This is a genomic window from Streptomyces sp. NPDC037242 (genome assembly GCF_055604165.1).
Window position 1 is genome coordinate 30,238 of record NZ_JBVJUY010000048.1, and the last position, 16,139, is coordinate 46,376.

Annotated in this window: 14 protein-coding genes; 9 read left to right on the forward strand and 5 right to left on the reverse strand. The window is 70.9% G+C overall.

Going from position 1 to position 16,139, the window contains the following annotated elements; translation table 11 throughout:
* The first annotated feature begins 85 nt into the window (after window positions 1–85).
* Window positions 86–763 (forward strand): response regulator transcription factor, encoded by a 678-nt coding sequence (locus tag ACZ7GJ_RS36110; RefSeq protein ID WP_183069176.1) that lies wholly within the window; start codon window positions 86–88, stop codon window positions 761–763.
* A 14-nt stretch (window positions 764–777) separates the two neighbouring features.
* The gene (locus ACZ7GJ_RS36115) at window positions 778–2,043 is read left to right on the forward strand and encodes an ATP-binding protein (protein ID WP_470757963.1); all 1,266 of its coding nucleotides are present in this window, start codon (window positions 778–780) and stop codon (window positions 2,041–2,043) included.
* A 30-nt stretch (window positions 2,044–2,073) separates the two neighbouring features.
* On the opposite strand, the gene ACZ7GJ_RS36120 is transcribed toward ACZ7GJ_RS36115, so the two are convergent.
* Window positions 2,074–2,595 (reverse strand): GtrA family protein, encoded by a 522-nt coding sequence (locus ACZ7GJ_RS36120; protein ID WP_470757965.1) that lies wholly within the window; start codon window positions 2,593–2,595, stop codon window positions 2,074–2,076.
* Between the two features lie 230 nt (window positions 2,596–2,825).
* Between ACZ7GJ_RS36120 and ACZ7GJ_RS36125 the strand changes: the two genes are divergently transcribed.
* The 4 genes from ACZ7GJ_RS36125 (at window position 2,826) to ACZ7GJ_RS36140 (ending at window position 6,929) form a co-directional block, all read left to right on the forward strand.
* Window positions 2,826–3,944: a 5-(carboxyamino)imidazole ribonucleotide synthase gene (locus tag ACZ7GJ_RS36125; protein WP_365916898.1), complete on the forward strand. Its 1,119-nt coding sequence runs from the start codon at window positions 2,826–2,828 to the stop codon at window positions 3,942–3,944.
* Window positions 3,945–3,976: 32 nt separating this feature from the next.
* Window positions 3,977–4,474: a 5-(carboxyamino)imidazole ribonucleotide mutase gene (gene purE / locus ACZ7GJ_RS36130; protein ID WP_470757989.1), complete on the forward strand. Its 498-nt coding sequence runs from the start codon at window positions 3,977–3,979 to the stop codon at window positions 4,472–4,474.
* Window positions 4,471–5,661 carry a dipeptidase gene (locus ACZ7GJ_RS36135; protein WP_470757967.1) on the forward strand — a complete coding sequence of 397 codons (1,191 nt, stop codon included), beginning with the start codon at window positions 4,471–4,473 and terminating at the stop codon, window positions 5,659–5,661. Before purE ends, ACZ7GJ_RS36135 begins: the two co-directional genes overlap by 4 nt.
* A gap of 215 nt (window positions 5,662–5,876) precedes the next feature.
* Window positions 5,877–6,929, forward strand: a complete 1,053-nt coding sequence (locus tag ACZ7GJ_RS36140) for a membrane dipeptidase (protein WP_470757969.1) — start codon at window positions 5,877–5,879, stop codon at window positions 6,927–6,929.
* Between the two features lie 6 nt (window positions 6,930–6,935).
* Here ACZ7GJ_RS36140 and ACZ7GJ_RS36145 read toward each other — a convergent pair whose 3' ends face one another.
* Both ACZ7GJ_RS36145 and ACZ7GJ_RS36150 read right to left on the reverse strand, forming a co-directional pair.
* A complete protein-coding gene (locus tag ACZ7GJ_RS36145; protein ID WP_470757971.1) occupies window positions 6,936–8,225 on the reverse strand; it encodes a glycosyltransferase 87 family protein in 1,290 nt (429 codons plus the stop codon).
* A 202-nt stretch (window positions 8,226–8,427) separates the two neighbouring features.
* Window positions 8,428–9,771: a UDP-glucose dehydrogenase family protein gene (locus ACZ7GJ_RS36150; protein WP_365916603.1), complete on the reverse strand. Its 1,344-nt coding sequence runs from the start codon at window positions 9,769–9,771 to the stop codon at window positions 8,428–8,430.
* 194 nt (window positions 9,772–9,965) lie between these two features.
* Between ACZ7GJ_RS36150 and ACZ7GJ_RS36155 the strand changes: the two genes are divergently transcribed.
* From ACZ7GJ_RS36155 to ACZ7GJ_RS36165, 3 genes are all read left to right on the forward strand, one after another.
* The gene (locus tag ACZ7GJ_RS36155) at window positions 9,966–11,123 is read left to right on the forward strand and encodes an acyl-CoA dehydrogenase family protein (protein ID WP_470757973.1); all 1,158 of its coding nucleotides are present in this window, start codon (window positions 9,966–9,968) and stop codon (window positions 11,121–11,123) included.
* A 109-nt stretch (window positions 11,124–11,232) separates the two neighbouring features.
* Window positions 11,233–12,315: a mannose-1-phosphate guanylyltransferase gene (gene manB / locus ACZ7GJ_RS36160; RefSeq protein ID WP_470757975.1), complete on the forward strand. Its 1,083-nt coding sequence runs from the start codon at window positions 11,233–11,235 to the stop codon at window positions 12,313–12,315.
* A gap of 25 nt (window positions 12,316–12,340) precedes the next feature.
* A complete protein-coding gene (locus ACZ7GJ_RS36165; protein ID WP_470757977.1) occupies window positions 12,341–13,144 on the forward strand; it encodes a polyprenol monophosphomannose synthase in 804 nt (267 codons plus the stop codon).
* Between the two features lie 118 nt (window positions 13,145–13,262).
* Here the strand turns inward: ACZ7GJ_RS36165 and ACZ7GJ_RS36170 are convergent, their stop codons facing one another.
* Together ACZ7GJ_RS36170 and ACZ7GJ_RS36175 are read right to left on the reverse strand one after the other, a co-directional pair.
* Window positions 13,263–14,408 (reverse strand): acyltransferase family protein, encoded by a 1,146-nt coding sequence (locus tag ACZ7GJ_RS36170; protein WP_470757979.1) that lies wholly within the window; start codon window positions 14,406–14,408, stop codon window positions 13,263–13,265.
* A 158-nt stretch (window positions 14,409–14,566) separates the two neighbouring features.
* Complete coding sequence (locus ACZ7GJ_RS36175) at window positions 14,567–15,925, reverse strand: LCP family protein (protein ID WP_470757981.1); 1,359 nt, start codon at window positions 15,923–15,925, stop codon at window positions 14,567–14,569.
* Between the last annotated feature and the right edge of the window lie 214 nt (window positions 15,926–16,139).

Here is a 16,139-nt window from a genome sequence, read left to right on the forward strand (position 1 = left end):
GGCGGTTAGTAGTTCATAAGACCAGATAGCCAGGGGTGTACCGGCGGGCCCCTTGTCACAGCCGCCGCGGACTACCATCACCCACATGACGCGTGTACTGCTCGCCGAGGACGACGCATCCATCTCGGAACCGCTGGCCCGTGCTCTGCGCCGGGAGGGGTACGAGGTCGAGGTCCGGGAGGACGGCCCCACCGCCCTGGACGCAGGACTGCAGGGCGGCGTCGACCTCGTCGTCCTGGATCTGGGCCTGCCGGGGATGGACGGCCTGGAGGTGGCCCGCCGGCTGCGCGCCGAGGGCCACGGCTTCCCGATCCTGGTCCTCACCGCCCGCGCGGACGAGGTCGACACGGTCGTCGGCCTGGACGCCGGCGCCGATGACTACGTGACCAAGCCCTTCCGGCTCGCCGAGCTGCTGGCCCGCGTACGGGCCCTGCTGCGGCGCGGCTCCACCGAGGCGGCGCAGCCGCCCGCCACCCACGGGGTGCGGATCGACGTCGAGTCGCACCGCGCCTGGATGGGGGAGGAGGAGCTCCAGCTCACGGCCAAGGAGTTCGACCTGCTGCGCGTCCTGGTCCGCGACGCCGGCCGGGTCGTCACCCGCGACCAGCTGATGCGCGAGGTCTGGGACACCACCTGGTGGTCCTCCACGAAGACCCTCGACATGCACATCTCCTGGCTGCGCAAGAAGCTCGGGGACGACGCCGCCAACCCCCGCTACATCGCCACCGTCCGGGGCGTCGGCTTCCGTTTCGAGAAGAGCTGAGCCTTCACTAAGCCATGCGCCGCCGCCTGATCAACTCCACGCTCGCCGTGGTGCTCGTCGTCATCGCCGTCTTCGGGGTCTCCCTGGTCATCGTGGAGACCCGGACGATCACCAGCAGCGCCCAGGACCGGATCGAGTCCGAAGCGCTGCGGCTGGTGGGCATCGTCGAGTCGAACGTCCTGGAGAAGCAGCGGATCGACCCCGAGGCGCTCGCCGAGCAGCTCGACGCCGGCCGCTACGCGCGGATCACGGTCCCCGGGCAGCCGGCCGTGGAGGTCGGCGAGCGGATCACCGACAGCGTGATCCGGGGCACCGCCCGCGGCGAGCAGGGCGAGCTCGTGGTCGTCGAGGTCTCGCGCTCCACGGTCACCAGGGAGGTCGGGCGCACCCTGGCCGTGGTCGGCGCGGTGGCGCTGCTGGCCGTCGTGGCGGCCGTACTGCTCGCCGTACGCCAGGCCAACCGGCTGACCTCGCCGCTCACGGACCTCGCCGAGACGGCGGAGCGCCTCGGATCGGGGGACCCCAGGCCCCGGCACAAGCGGTACGGGGTCCCCGAGCTGGACCGGGTCGCCGATGTGCTGGACGCCAGTGCGGAGCGGATCGGGCGGATGCTGACCGCCGAGCGACGCCTGGCCGCGGACGCCTCACACCAGCTGCGGACCCCGCTCACGGCGCTGTCCATGCGGCTGGAGGAGATCACGGTCACCGAGGACCTGGAGACCGTACGGGAGGAGGCGACCATCGCCCTGACCCAGGTCGAGCGGCTCACGGACGTGGTGCAGCGGCTGCTGACGAACTCGCGCGACCCGCGGACCGGCTCGGCCGTGCCCTTCGACCTGGACGAGGTCGTCAAACAGCAGGTGGAGGAGTGGCGGCCGGCCTACCGCAGCGCCGGACGGGCCATCGTGCGCTCCGGGAAGACGGGCATGCGGGCCGTCGGCACCCCGGGGGCGGTCTCGCAGGTCCTGGCGACCCTCGTGGAGAACGCGCTCATGCACGGTGGCGGCACGGTCGCACTGCGTACCCGGGTGATCGGCAACCAGGCGGTGCTGGAGGTCACGGACGAGGGACCGGGCGTGCCGCCGGACCTCGGCAACCGGATCTTCGAGCGGGCCATCAGCGGCCGCAACTCCACCGGGATCGGCCTGGCGGTGGCCCGGGACCTCGCGGAGGCGGACGGCGGCCGTCTGGAGCTGCTCCAGGCGCAGCCGCCGGTGTTCGCGCTGTTCCTCAGCCGGACGGCCCCGCAACCGGCGGAGCCGGAGCAGACGGTGCGCTAGCCGTTGCGGGCCGCTGGTCGCTGCGGTCGGCTAGTTGTTCGCGGGCTCGGGGGCGCGGGACGCGCTCTGGCCGTCGCGCTGCTCGACGACCAGCGAGGCCGGAGCGGGCGTGGGCAGGGCCTTGAAGACCCAGCTCCGGTAGGACCAGAAGCGGAAGACGGTGGCGATGCCGATACCGGCGAACTTGAAGAAGTTGCTGGCGAGCGGGCCGTCCCAGCCGAAGCCGTAGGTGGCCGAGTACAGCACGCCGTTCTCGATGATCAGGCCGATCGCGCTGAACAGGGCGAAGAGGGTCAGCTCGCGGGTCCGGCCGGTCTGGTTGGCCCGGTCCCGGTAGGCGAAGTAGCGGAAGCCGAGGTAGTTCGTGGCGATGGCCACGACGGTGGCTATGACGCTCGCCCGGACGACCTGCAGGTCCGTCGTGTTGCGGATCAGGTTGAAGACGCCCAGGTTGACCAGCACGCCGATCCCGCCGACGGCCCCGAACTTGGCGACCTCTCGTGCGAGGCCGCGTACGCGGTCGAGGGCAGATCCGTTCTTCGGCACGCTCATGTGATTGGTCAGTCCCTGTCCGTTGTCGCCCCGATGAGGCGTCTGGGGTCGTCCGTCAACCCGTCCATGTTAAGTGTCGCCCCGGTGGTCCGTCTGTGCCTTCGGGCCCCGTGCGACGCACGGCACACCCATACGTCCTACGCGCGCACCGATCGGTACGGGCCAGGGGTGTGTCCGGATGGCGGAATACCGGCGGATACCCTGGAGGAGTGACGTTCCCGGTAGTCGGCATGGTCGGCGGCGGACAGCTCGCCCGCATGACCCACGAGGCGGGCATCCCCCTCGGCATCAGATTCAAGATCCTCAGTGACACCCCACAGGACTCGGCGGCCCAGGTCGTGAGCGACGTCGTCATCGGCGACTATCGCGATCTGGAGACCCTGCGTGCCTTCGCGCGCGGGTGCGACGTGATCACCTTCGATCACGAGCACGTGCCCACCGAACACCTCCGGGCCCTGGAAGCGGACGGCATCCCCGTCCGCCCAGGGCCCGACGCGTTGGTGCACGCCCAGGACAAGGGGGTGATGCGCGCCAAGCTCGACGAGATCGGCGCGCCCAGCCCCCGCCACCGGATCGTGAGCGATCCGGCGGACGCGGCGGCCTTCGCGGACGAGGTGGGCGGCTTCCCGGTCATCCTCAAGACGGTGCGCGGCGGGTACGACGGCAAGGGCGTGTGGTTCGTGCGCACGCCCGAGGACGCGGAGGCCCCCTTCAAGGCGGGCGTCCCGGTCCTCGCGGAGGAGAAGGTCGAGTACGTCCGCGAACTCGCGGCCAACATCGTCCGCTCCCCGCACGGCCAGGCCGTGGCCTACCCGGTCGTGGAGTCCGTCCAGGTCGACGGGGTCTGCGACACGGTGATCGCCCCCGCCCCGAACCTCTCCGAGGAGCTGGCGGGCGAGGCACAGGCCCTGGCCCTGCGCATCGCCAAGGAGCTCGGCGTGACCGGCCACCTGGCCGTGGAGCTCTTCGAGACCACCGACGGCCGCATCCTGGTCAACGAACTGGCGATGCGCCCGCACAACAGCGGCCACTGGACCCAGGACGGTGCCGTCACCTCCCAGTTCGCCAACCACGTCCGCGCGGTCCTGGACCTCCCCCTGGGCGACCCGCGCCCCCGGGCCCGCTGGACGGTCATGGCGAACGTGCTGGGCGGGGACTACCCCGACATGTACGCGGCGTACCTGCACTGCATGGCGCACGACCCGCAGGTGAAGATCCACATGTACGGCAAGGACGTGAAACACGGCCGCAAGGTCGGCCACGTCAACACCTACGGCGACGACCTGGACGATGTGCTGGAGCGCGCACGTCACGCCGCCGACTACCTCAGAGGAACGATCACCGAGTGAGCACCCAGAGCAACCCCCTCATCGGCATCGTCATGGGCTCCGACTCGGACTGGCCGGTCATGGAGGCCGCCGCCCAGGCCCTGGACGAGTTCGAGATCCCCTACGAGGTCGACGTGGTCTCCGCGCACCGGATGCCGCGCGAGATGATCGCGTACGGGGAGCAGGCCGCCGAGCGCGGTCTGAAGGCCGTCATCGCCGGCGCCGGCGGGGCGGCCCACCTGCCCGGCATGCTCGCGTCGGTCACCCCGCTGCCGGTCATCGGCGTACCCGTGCCCCTGAAGTACCTCGACGGCATGGACTCGCTGCTGTCGATCGTCCAGATGCCCGCCGGGGTTCCCGTCGCCACCGTCTCGGTGGCCGGCGCCCGCAACGCGGGCCTGCTGGCCGTACGGATGCTGGCCGCGCACGACACCGAGCTGCTGGCCCGGATGCGCGAGTTCCAGCAGGAGCTGGGCGACCAGGCCACCGAGAAGGGCAAGCGGCTGCGTACGAAGGTCGCCGGCCAGGAGTCCTTCGGGTTCGGCAAGTGAGCGCGGCGCAGCGCCTGGACGAGGCGCGTGAGCTGCTGGCCGAGCACCCGGTCGTCGACGGCCACAACGACCTTCCCTGGGCGCTGCGCAAGCAGGTCCGCTACGACCTCGACCGGCGGGACATCGCCGGCGACCAGTCGCAGCACCTGCACACCGACATCCCCCGGCTGCGGGCAGGCGGTGTCGGCGCACAGTTCTGGTCGGTCTACGTCAGCACCGAGCTGACCGGCGACGAGGCGGTCAGCGCCACGCTGGAGCAGATGGACGCGGTCGACCAGCTGATCGACCGTTACCCCGGCGACCTGGTGCGGGCGCTGACGGCGGACGACATGGAGGCGGCCCGCGCCGACGGCCGGATCGCCTCGCTGATGGGCGCCGAGGGCGGGCACTCCATCAACAACTCGCTCGCCACGCTGCGCGCCCTGCACCGCCTCGGCGTGCGGTACATGACGCTCACGCACAACGACACCATCGACTGGGCGGACTCGGCGACCGACGAGCCCCGGCACGGGGGCCTGACGGACTTCGGCCGCGCGGTCGTGCGCGAGATGAACCGCATCGGCATGCTGGTCGACCTCTCGCACGTCGCCGCGACGACGATGCGGGACGCCATCGCCACCTCGGCCGCGCCGGTGATCTTCTCGCACTCCTCCGCGCGGGCGGTCTGCGACCACCCGCGCAACATCCCGGACGACGTGCTGGCGCTGCTGCCGGCCAACGGCGGGGTGGCGATGGCCACCTTCGTGCCGAAGTTCATCCTCCCGGCGGCGGTCGAGTGGACGCTGGCCGCGGACGAGAACCTGCGTGCACACGGCCTGCACCACCTCGACACCACTTCCGAGGCGATGGCCCTGCACCGGGCCTTCGAGGCGGGGCGCCCGCGTCCGGTGGCCACGGCCGCCACGGTGGCCGACCACCTGGACCACATGCGCGAGGTGGCGGGCGTCGACCACATCGGCATCGGCGGGGACTACGACGGCACGGCCTTCACCCCGTCCGGGCTGGACGACGTGGCCGGGTACCCGAACCTGATCGCCGAGCTGCTGACCCGCGGCTGGTCCAAGGCCGACCTGTCCAAGCTGACCTGGTCGAACGCGGTACGGGCGCTGCGCGACGCCGAAGCGGTGGCGCGCGCGGAGTCGGCGTCCCGCGGACCGTCGAACGCCGTCCTGGACGCGGCGCCGTAGGCCCTGCGCGCTGCTCAGCCCAGCGCAGCCCTGCTCGGCCCGGCGGTGCGGCGACGGGTGTGACCTGCCGGTTACACCCGAACGCCACACCTGCCGGGCGGCTCAGGCGTCCCACATGTCACGGTGGCAACATCTTCCCTGCTTCTCTCCCCGCTGCCGCCGAGACCGGAGCGATTGCCATGGCCGACCTGCAGGATGAACCGCAAACGAGCCCCGTGACCCCCGTAGGACCCGGCTCCATCGGAGCCGAGGACACCCCCGTCGCGATGGTGGCCGGAGCGCTGGAGCGGGCCGCCGCCCTGCTGTCCGTGCATCCCGTCGCGGACGGGTGCAACACCCTCGTCTGGACCCTGCGCCAGAGCCCGTACCACGACATCGACACCCCGGACGTGGGCGTCGACACCGACATCCCGCGGCTGCGCGCCGGGGGAGTGGGCGCCCAGTTCTGGTCGCTGCTCGTGCCGCCGGGCCGCCCGCGCGAGGCCGCGGCCGGCGACCAGGTGGTGTCCGACACCCTCGAACAGATCGACGTGGCGCGCGCCCTGGTGCGCCGCTACCCCGACAGCCTGTGCCTCGCGCTCAGCGCCGACGACCTGGCCGACGCCCGCAACCGGGGCCGGATCGCCTCGTTCCTCGGGCCCGTGCCCGGCTGCACGCTGACCGACTCGCTGGGCGCGCTGCGCGCCTTCCACGCACTGGGCGTACGGATCCTCGCGCCCGCGGGAGCCCCCTGGGCGGACGAGGGCCTGACGGCCTTCGGCCACGAGGTGGTCCGCGAGACGAACCGGCTGGCGATGCTGCTCGACCTCACCGGCTGCCGGCCCGTGGTGGCCTGCCAGCTCGCCGGGGCCTCCAAGGCGCCGGTGATCATCTCGCACACGGCGGCCGCGGCGCTCAACCCGCATCCGGACAACGCGACCGACGAGGTCCTGGCCGCGCTTCGGGAGGCGAACGGCCTGGCGATGGTCACCTTCGACACCGCTCGGACCGGGGACTCCCTGCACGCGGTGGCGGACCACCTGGACCACGTACGGGCCGTCGCGGGTCCGACCTGCGTGGGCCTGGGCGCCGGCTTCGGCGCCGAGCCGGGCGTCCCCCGGCCGACGGGCCTGACCGACCCCTCGGGCTACCCGAAGCTGCTCGCGGAGCTGCTGGAGCGCGGCTGGCCGGAGACCGACCTGGCGCTGCTCACCTGGGGCAACGCACAAAGGGTGCTGCGCGACGCGGAATTCACGGCCCGCGCCGCACAGCACCGAAGGGCGAACTGAGCCCGCTCAGAGAGCGGGGGCCGCCGGGAGGGGCGAGACGCTCGCCTTCCACAGGCGGACGCCGGACCACACCGCGGCGACCAGCAGCAGCCCGTTGCGGGCGCACATCAGGAAGGTGCCGAAGGCGGTGCCGGCCAGGATGTCCGAGTCGTAGACCAGCGGGTAGATGACCGTGCTCAGCCCGGAGATGACGACCAGCAGCCACGCGATCGGACGCTGGGTGGTGTGCCGGGAGGTCAGGCAGACGGCGGCGAGGCCGAGCAGCCAGATCATGTACTGCGGGCTGATGACGCGGCTGGTGACCGTGAACAGCAGGATGGCGCAGAGCGCGGCGTCCGCCGGCGTCGCGGTCGTCCAGCGCTTGGCCTTCACGCGCCACAGCAGCAGCCACAGGAAGCCGATGACCGTCAGGGCGACGGAGAGCCGCGCGACGCTGGAGACGTACGGGCCGACGTACTCGAAGGCGCCGTACTGGTACTTGACCTTGCCGGGCCAGATGTCGACGAGCTTGCCGAACATCAGCGCGGAGCCGCCGAGCGACTCGATCTGGACCCCGCGGTCGCCCTGGTTGCCGAGGAAGCCGAGGGTGTCGCGGAAGAAGGCCGCGAAGACGGCGAACAGCGCGACGGCCGCCAGTACGGCCGACACGATGGCCTCGCGGGTGCTCTTGCCCCGCGGGGTGCCGAGCAGGACGAGCAGCGGCCACACCTTGACCATGGCGCCGATGCCGGCGAGCGCCCCGCCGAGCTTGGTGCGGTAGCGCAGGCAGAGCAGCGAGGCGACGGCCAGCAGGGTGACCTGGAGGTCGTAGCGCGCGAAGGGCAGCCCCAGCAGCAGCGGCAGCGCGCCCAGCCACAGCGCCACGCCGGCCATGCTCCCGTCGGGCCGCCGGGCGGCGCGGAAGAGCCCGAAGGCGATCAGGGCGTCGCAGAGCACGGTGAGCGCGACGAAGCCCTGGAAGTAGCTGAGGAAGGGGAGCAGCTTCGGCGACAGGAAGATCGCCGCGGCGCCGGGCGGGTACTGCCACATGACGTCGTTGTGCGGCATCGTCCACGTCACGAGCACGTCGAACCAGTTGTGGTACGTGTTCGTGATCTCGGTGCGGACGCTGTTGCCGCGGAACGGCGTCACGAGCAGCACGAGCATCGCGGCCCGGGTGGCCAGCCAGAAGGCCGCCATGCCGAGCATTCCGGCGCGCCCGCGCAGTGCTGCGTCGAAGGATCCCCGGCCGTTGCCGGGGGCTGCCCCCGGCGCTGGTGCGGTGGCGGTCGTCGGGAGGCTGCGTGTGCTGGTCATCGGTCGTTAGTCTACCTATTCATTCTTTTGCCGGACCCCGGCCGCAGCCGCCGGAAAGACTCCCAGCTCAGGCGCGCGGGCGACCCATCGCCCGGTACGGCACCGTTCCCCGACGCGGCCCTCGCGCCGGTCGGCGCCGGGGCGCCTTCCGGGCTTCGGCCCGCTGCGCCGGACTCCGTCCGTCGGGGTGGTCGCGGCAGCGTTACGCGCGCGGGCGACCCATCGCCCGGTACGTCCAGCCCGCCTCGCGCCAGCGGGAGGGGTCGAGGGCGTTGCGGCCGTCGAGGATCAGGCGGTCCGTCACCACGGTGCCCAGCTCCGCCGGGTCGAGGTCGCGGAACTCGCGCCACTCGGTGAGGTGCAGGACGACCTCCGCGCCGCGGGCCGCCTCCAGGGCGGAGTCCGCGTAGCCGAGGGTCGGGAAGACGCGGCGGGCGTTGTCCATGCCCTTCGGGTCGTAGACCGTCACCTGGCCGCCCTGGAGGTGGATCTGCCCGGCCACGTTCAGCGCGGGGGAGTCGCGCACGTCGTCGGAGTCCGGCTTGAAGGTGGCGCCGAGGACCGCGACCCGCTTGCCGAGGAACGAGCCGCCGACCGCGTCGCGGGCCAGCTCGACCATGTGGCCGCGGCGGCGCATGTTGATGGAGTCGACCTCGCGCAGGAAGGTCAGCGCCTGGTCGGCGCCGAGCTCGCCGGCCCGGGCCATGAAGGCGCGGATGTCCTTCGGCAGGCAGCCGCCGCCGAAGCCGATGCCGGCCCGCAGGAACTTCGCGCCGATGCGCTCGTCGTGCCCGATGGCCTCGGCGAGCTTGACCACGTCGCCGCCGGCCGCCTCGCAGACCTCGGCCATGGCGTTGATGAAGGAGATCTTCGTCGCGAGGAAGGAGTTGGCCGCCGTCTTCACCAGTTCCGCGGTGGGGAAGTCGGTGACGATCAGGGGGGTGCCCTCGGACATCGGGGTCTCGTAGACCTCTCGCAGCAGCTTCTCGCCGCGCTCGCCCTTCACTCCGATGACGATCCGGTCCGGGTGGAGGGTGTCCTGCACGGCGAAGCCCTCGCGCAGGAACTCCGGGTTCCACGCGAGCTCCACCTCGGCGCCCGCCGGGGACCGCTCCGCCAGCTTCGCCGCGAGCCGCTCCGCCGAGCCCACCGGCACGGTGGACTTGCCGACCACGAGGACGGGGCGCGTCAGATGGGGCGCCAGGGACTCCATCGCGGAGTCCACATAGGACATGTCGCAGGCGTACTCGCCGTGCTTCTGCGGAGTGTTCACGCAGACGAAGTGCACGTCACCGAAGGCGCCGACCTCTTCCCACGAGGTCGTGAACCGAAGCCGCCCGGTGGAGCCCGGCAGTCCGGCGACGTGCGCGGCCAGCAGCTCCTCCAGCCCCGGCTCGTACATCGGCACGCGCCCGGCCGACAGCATCTCGATCTTCTCCGGCACCACGTCCAGCCCGAGCACCTCGAACCCCAGCTCCGCCATCGCGGCGGCATGCGTCGCCCCGAGATAGCCGGTGCCGATCACAGTGATCTTGAGGGGGGCCATGAGTGCTCCAGATGTAGCGGGGCCGATCGCGGCCACCGAGCATAGTCGGGCCCGTCCGGGGGAAGCTCCCCACGGCCGCCCCTGCTGTCACGCAACTCACGTGCGACGTCCATGTCGCGCTCGGCGGCCGGACACTAAGCTTGGGTTACTTAACGGTAGTTAGCATCACGCATCACCCTGGGGAGTGAGAGATCTTGGCGGGTTCTGCCGACTTCGACCTGTACCGCCCGGCCGAGGAGCACGACATGCTCCGCGAGTCCGTCCGCTCGCTCGCCGAGGCGAAGATCCTGCCGTTCGCGGCGGCGGTCGACGAGGAGTCCCGCTTCCCGCAGGAGGCCCTCGACGCCCTGGTCGCCAGCGACCTGCACGCCGTCCACGTGCCCGAGACCTACGGCGGCGCCGGCGCGGACGCGCTCGCCACCGTGATCGTGATCGAGGAAGTGGCCCGCGTCTGCGCCTCCTCCTCCCTCATCCCGGCCGTGAACAAGCTCGGCTCGCTCCCGGTGATCCTCTCCGGGTCCGAGGAGCTCAAGGCCAAGTACCTCGGCCCGCTGGCCAAGGGCGACGCGATGTTCTCGTACGCCCTGTCCGAGCCCGACGCGGGTTCCGACGCCGCCGGCATGAAGACCCGCGCCGTGCGCGACGGGGACTTCTGGGTGCTCAACGGCGTCAAGCGCTGGATCACCAACGCGGGCGTCTCCGAGTACTACACGGTCATGGCCGTGACGGACCCGGAGAAGCGCTCCAAGGGCATCAGCGCCTTCGTCGTCGAGAAGAGCGACGAGGGCGTCTCCTTCGGAGCCCCGGAGAAGAAGCTCGGCATCAAGGGATCCCCGACGCGCGAGGTCTACCTCGACAACGTACGGATCCCCGCCGACCGCATGATCGGCGCCGAGGGCACCGGATTCGCCACCGCGATGAAGACCCTTGATCACACCCGTATCACGATTGCGGCTCAGGCCCTGGGCATCGCGCAGGGTGCCCTGGACTATGCCAAGGGGTACGTCCAGGAGCGCAAGCAGTTCGGCAAGCCGATCGGTGACTTCCAGGGTGTTCAGTTCATGCTCGCGGACATGGCCATGAAGATCGAGGCCGCCCGCCAGCTGACCTACTCCGCGGCCGCCAAATCGGAACGCGTCGACGCTGACCTCACCTTCTTCGGTGCGGCGGCCAAGTGCTTCGCCTCCGACGTGGCCATGGAGGTCACCACGGACGCCGTCCAGCTGCTCGGCGGCTACGGCTACACCCGTGACTACCCGGTGGAGCGCATGATGCGCGATGCCAAGATCACTCAGATTTACGAAGGAACGAATCAGGTTCAGCGGATCGTGATGGCCCGCAACCTGCCGTAACCGGAACGTGGCCGGAGGCGGCTGTGGTCCGCCGCCTCCGGCCTTTGCGCGTCCCCGGATGGGCTAACTTTGAACCTTCGTACGCCCGAACCGGTTGGGGAGAGAACAAATGACGGAAGCGATCCTGCTGGTCGGTGGGCAGGGGACGCGTCTGCGCCCCGTAACGGTGAACACCCCCAAGCCGATGGTCCCGGCTGCTGGTGTCCCGTTCCTCGCCCACCAAATAGCCAGGGCTGCTGCCGCCGGTGTCACGCACATCGTGATGGCCACCTGCTACCTGGCCGAGGTCTTCGAGCCGTACTTCGGCGACGGATCCGACTTCGGCCTCACCCTTGAATACGTCGTCGAGGACGAGCCGCTCGGCACCGGCGGCGCCATCCGCAACGCCGCGCAGAGCCTGACCGGAGGCCCGGACGCCCCCGTCCTGGTCTTCAACGGCGACATCCTGACCGGCCTGGACATCGCCGGCCTGGTCGATGCCCACCAGGCGGCCGACGCCGACGTCTCCCTGCACCTGACGCGGGTCGAGGACCCGCGCGCCTTCGGTCTGGTCCCCACCGACTCCGAGGGGCGGGTGCTGGCCTTCACCGAGAAGCCGCAGACCCCCGAAGAGATCATCACCGACCAGATCAACGCCGGCTGCTACGTCTTCCGCCGCAGCGTGATCGACGCCATTCCGGCCGGTCGATCGGTTTCCGTCGAGCGCGAGACCTTCCCCGGTCTGCTCGCCTCCGGCGCCAAGCTGCACGGTGTCATCGACAACACCTACTGGCTCGACCTCGGCAAGCCGGAGTCTTTCGTCCAGGCTTCCGCCGATCTGGTACGCGGTGTCGTCTCCTCCCCGGCCGTCCCCGGTCCCCGCGGCGAGGCCCTGGTACTTCCGGGTGCCCAGGTCGCTGACGGAGCGAAGCTTTCTGGCGGTACCGTTGTGGGCGCTGGTGCTCGGATCGAATCGGGCGCGGTCGTCCAGGGCTCCATCGTGCTGGACGGTGCGACCATCGGCCCGGACACGCATGTGAGCGCGAGCCTGATCGGCGCCGGCGCCTCCGTGGGATCGCGCACGGTCGTGGACGGTGCGGTCATCGGTGACGGTGCCGTCGTAGGGGCTGACAACGAACTTCGCGCAGGGGTGCGTGTGTGGTGCGAGGCCGAAGTGCCTGCCGCCGCCGTCCGCTTCTCCTCCGACCGGTGACCAACTTCAGTGAGGCAATAACCCTGTGATAGGCGCACAGCAGACTCCCCGCGAGACCGACATCGCAACCACGCAGCTCCCCGAATCCTGGGCGAGCACGCCGCTCACCGTCGTCATGCCCACGTACAACGAGGCGGGCAACCTCCCCGGCATGGTCGAGCTCCTCATGGGCCTGGACCAGCCGGGGCTGCGGCTGCTGATCGTGGACGACTCCTCGCCCGACGGCACCGGCAAGATCGCCGAGGAGCTCGCGGAGGGCTTCCTCACCAAGGACGGCAAGCCGCGCATGTCGGTCCTGCACCGCACCACGAAGGACGGCCTCGGCCGCGCCTACGCCGCGGGCATGGCCAAGGCCGTCGAGGAGGGCGCCCACTACGTGCTCCAGATGGACGCGGACGGCTCCCACCCGGCGGGCAAGATCGCCGAGATGCTGGGCGTGGCCCTGTCCACCGGTTCCGGCCTCGTCGTCGGCAGCCGCTACGTCCCCGGCGGCACCCTGTCCGACGCCTGGGGCGCGCACCGCAAGCTGCTCTCCCGCTGGGCCAACGCCTACGCGAGCACCATCCTGGGCACCCGCCTGCGCGACATCACGGGCGGCTTCAACCTGTGGAGCGCCGACGCGCTGAAGGCGATCGACCTGGCCTCGGTCGGCAGCGCCGGCTACAGCTTCCAGGTGGAGATGAAGTTCAAGGCGCTGCGCCGTGCCTTCCAGGTCATGGAGGTCCCGATCCACTTCGAGGACCGCACCGTCGGTGAGTCCAAGATGAACCTCGCGGTCCAGCTGGAGTCCATCGCCATGCCGTGGAAGCTGCGCGCCCGCGTCCGCTGACCACCGCACGGCAGGCCGGGACGACCGGCGAGCAGGACAAGCAGAAGGGGCACCCCCTCGGGGGTGCCCCTTCCGTCGTTTCCGTTTCCGTACGGCGCTGCCGCGCCGGGCCCGGGCCTCAGCGCCGGCCGGGCCGCCGCTCCAGCATCCGCTTGAGGGCCGCGGAGCCAGGCCGCTCCACGAACCGCACGATCAGGTACGAGGCCAGCAGCATCGCGCTCGTCATGGACAGCAGCAGCCAGTACGCCCCGACGTTGTCGGACCAGCGCTCCATCAGCTTGACGCCCACCTGCTGGTGGAGCAGGTAGAGCGGGTACGACATCGAACCGGCGACCGACAGCCAGGCCCAGTTGATCCGGTCGAGCCATCCCAGCGCAACGGCGGCCATCACGCCGTAGAACGCGGTCACCACGGCCACGCAGACGGCCCAGGACAGCTTGTCCCCGGAGCGGGTGTTCCAGGTGGCGATCTCGACCATGTAGCGCTGCATGAGCAGCCAGGACAGCGCCAGCAGGATCCACGGCTCGCCCACGCGCGCACCCTCGCGGCGGATCAGGTAGAAGCAGATGCCGGAGATGAACAGCGGCGAGTACGCGGCGTTGGCCACCGTCTCCAGCAGCGGCAGACCGGAGGTCGGCGCCAGCAGCGAGGCGACCGTCCAGATCCAGCAGAAGTTCATCACCCTGCGGTACGTCAGCCCCTTCCAGGCGACGAACGCGAAGATCAGGTAGAACCGCGCCTCGGACCACAGGGTCCAGTAGGAGGGGTCGAGCGAGGGGTTCTTCAGCGGCATCTGCACCATCGTCAGATTGGTGAGGATCTCGCTCGGGGTGGGGTGCTTGCCGCCGTAGAACTGCGCGTACGCCAGCAGCACGGCCCCGGTGGTCAACACGCAGAACCAGTACGCAGGCCCGAGGCGGATCACCCGGCTGCGCAGGTATCCGCCGAGCGGCCGGCCCCAGGCGGACATGCAGATGACGAAGCCGCTGATCATGAAGAACAGCTCGACGCCGAGCCAGCCGTACCGGGAGGCCGTGGCCGCGAAGCCGAAGAGCTCGCCGTTGCGGCTGCCCCAGATGTCGGGGTGCAGGTAGTGGGCGCTGAGCACCACCACCGCCGCGAGGATGCGCAGGCCGTCCAGCACGCGCAGGCGGGGCTTGGCGGCCGCCCGGTGCTGCTGCGCGGGGAAGGCGGTCAGGGGCGCCGCTGTCGCGCCGTCCTGCCGTCGGTCGCCGAGGACAGGCGGGGACGATGGCAAAGACATCTACGCTCCAGAGCCAGCAAGCAGGGCGGATCAGTTTTACGAAAAACACACAAGGCTGTCCAGCGAGTCGCGGAACGAGTGCTTCATCTCACCCCGCGAAACGCCCCCGTCGCCCGGGCGTCACCCCCGGGCAACCGGCAACTCGGCGGCGGGCGACGTCAGTCCCCGCGGACGGTGACCTTCTCGTCGTTCTGGATCTGCTTCACCAACTGCTGCACCTTCGCCTTGTCCCACACCAGGTTGCCACCGCGCTGCCCGGAGATGGGCATGTTCATCGACACGCCGTCGCCGCCGTTGATGCCCTTCATCGCGAAGAACATCTGGCCCATGTCCCACAGGGACATGTCCTTGTCCACGATGAGCGTGTCCAGACCCGCGCCCAGCATCGGGTACAGCGCGAAGGGGTTGATGATCGTCGAGGGCGTCGCCGCCTGGTTGGCGAGCGCCGACAGGAACTTCTGCTGGTTCTTCGTCCGCTGGAGGTCCGACTCGGCGAAGGCGTACCGGGTGCGGACGTAGGCCAGCGACTGCTCGCCGTTCAGCGTCTGCTTGCCCGCCTTGAAGTCGGCGCCCGACTTCTCGTCCTTGAAGCCCTGCTCGATGTCCAGCTCCACACCGCCCAGTGCGTCCACGATGTTCGCGAAGCCCGCGAAGCCGATCTCCGCGTAGTGGTCGATGCGCAGACCGGTGTTGTACTCCACCGTCCGCACCAGCAGTTCGGGGCCGTCCTCCGCGTACGCCGCGTTGAGCTTGGTCCGCTTGCCCGTGCCGGCGTACTTCTTCCCGCTGTCCGAGCCGACGAAGGAGGGGATCTCCACGTCCGAGTCGCGCGGCAGCGAGACCATCGTGTTCCCGCTGGAGCACTTCGCCAGGATCATCATCGAGTCGGTCCGCTTGCCCTCGGCCGAGCCGGTGTGGAGCTTCTTCTTCTCCTCGTCGGACATGCCCTCGCGGCTGTCGGAGCCCACGATCAGGTACGTCGTGCAGTCGCCCTCCTTCGGGCGCTCGATGACCTTGGAGAGGTCCACCTCGCGGCGCACGTTGGAGTCGGCCCAGACGTACGTGCCGATACCGGTCACCAGCAGCGCCGAGACCAGCACGATCGAGCCGATCTTGATCCGCTTGCGCCAGTCCGGGGCCGGACCGGGCGCACCGCCCGGCCTGCGCGGGCCCCCGGGGCCCCCCGGGCCCGACGGGGACTGCGGCGGGATGCCCTGGCCGCTGCCCGCCGGGGACCCGTAGACCTGGCCGGTGTTGTAGCCGCTGTCGTACCCGCCGTACGTGTCGTGGCTCTGCGCCTGCTGCTGCGGTACGCCGTACCCGGGCGCGGGCGGCGGCGCCGGGCGGTTCGGGGGCTGGGCCGGCCGCTGCCGCGGGGGCTGCGGCTGCTGCGGCCGCTGGACGTGGCGCATCCGCCGCGCGCCTTCCGGCTGCGCCCGGTCGCTGCCGCGTCCGTACCCGTCATCGCGGCGGCCGCGGTCCTCGCGGTCGCCGTTCCACCCGTCCCAGTCACTCATGTGCCCAAGAATGCCTGCTCGGGCAGGCCCGCCGACAGGGCGGGCGGACGTTCGTACCGGTGCTGTTGCAGAGCTGATGCCTCTGCGACGCACTCAGGGGGTGTCTGGCGGGTGTCCGCGGCGTGGGGGGGGGGGGGGGGGGGGGGGGGGGGGGGGGGGGGGGGGGGGGGGGGGGGGGGGGGGGGGGGGGGGGGGGGGGGGGGGGGGGGGGGGG

What these genes read in the sequence shown, in the direction of transcription:
- ACZ7GJ_RS36110 (WP_183069176.1), top strand. Translation starts at nt 86, where the DNA reads ATGACGCGTGTACTGCTCGCCGAGGACGACGCATCCATCTCGGAACCG.
- ACZ7GJ_RS36115 (WP_470757963.1), top strand. Translation starts at nt 778, where the DNA reads ATGCGCCGCCGCCTGATCAACTCCACGCTCGCCGTGGTGCTCGTCGTC.
- ACZ7GJ_RS36120 (WP_470757965.1), bottom strand. Translation starts at nt 2,595, where the DNA reads ATGAGCGTGCCGAAGAACGGATCTGCCCTCGACCGCGTACGCGGCCTC.
- ACZ7GJ_RS36125 (WP_365916898.1), top strand. Translation starts at nt 2,826, where the DNA reads ATGGTCGGCGGCGGACAGCTCGCCCGCATGACCCACGAGGCGGGCATC.
- purE (WP_470757989.1), top strand. Translation starts at nt 3,977, where the DNA reads ATGGGCTCCGACTCGGACTGGCCGGTCATGGAGGCCGCCGCCCAGGCC.
- ACZ7GJ_RS36145 (WP_470757971.1), bottom strand. Translation starts at nt 8,225, where the DNA reads ATGACCAGCACACGCAGCCTCCCGACGACCGCCACCGCACCAGCGCCG.
- ACZ7GJ_RS36150 (WP_365916603.1), bottom strand. Translation starts at nt 9,771, where the DNA reads ATGGCCCCCCTCAAGATCACTGTGATCGGCACCGGCTATCTCGGGGCG.
- manB (WP_470757975.1), top strand. Translation starts at nt 11,233, where the DNA reads ATGACGGAAGCGATCCTGCTGGTCGGTGGGCAGGGGACGCGTCTGCGC.
- ACZ7GJ_RS36170 (WP_470757979.1), bottom strand. Translation starts at nt 14,408, where the DNA reads ATGTCTTTGCCATCGTCCCCGCCTGTCCTCGGCGACCGACGGCAGGAC.
- ACZ7GJ_RS36175 (WP_470757981.1), bottom strand. Translation starts at nt 15,925, where the DNA reads ATGAGTGACTGGGACGGGTGGAACGGCGACCGCGAGGACCGCGGCCGC.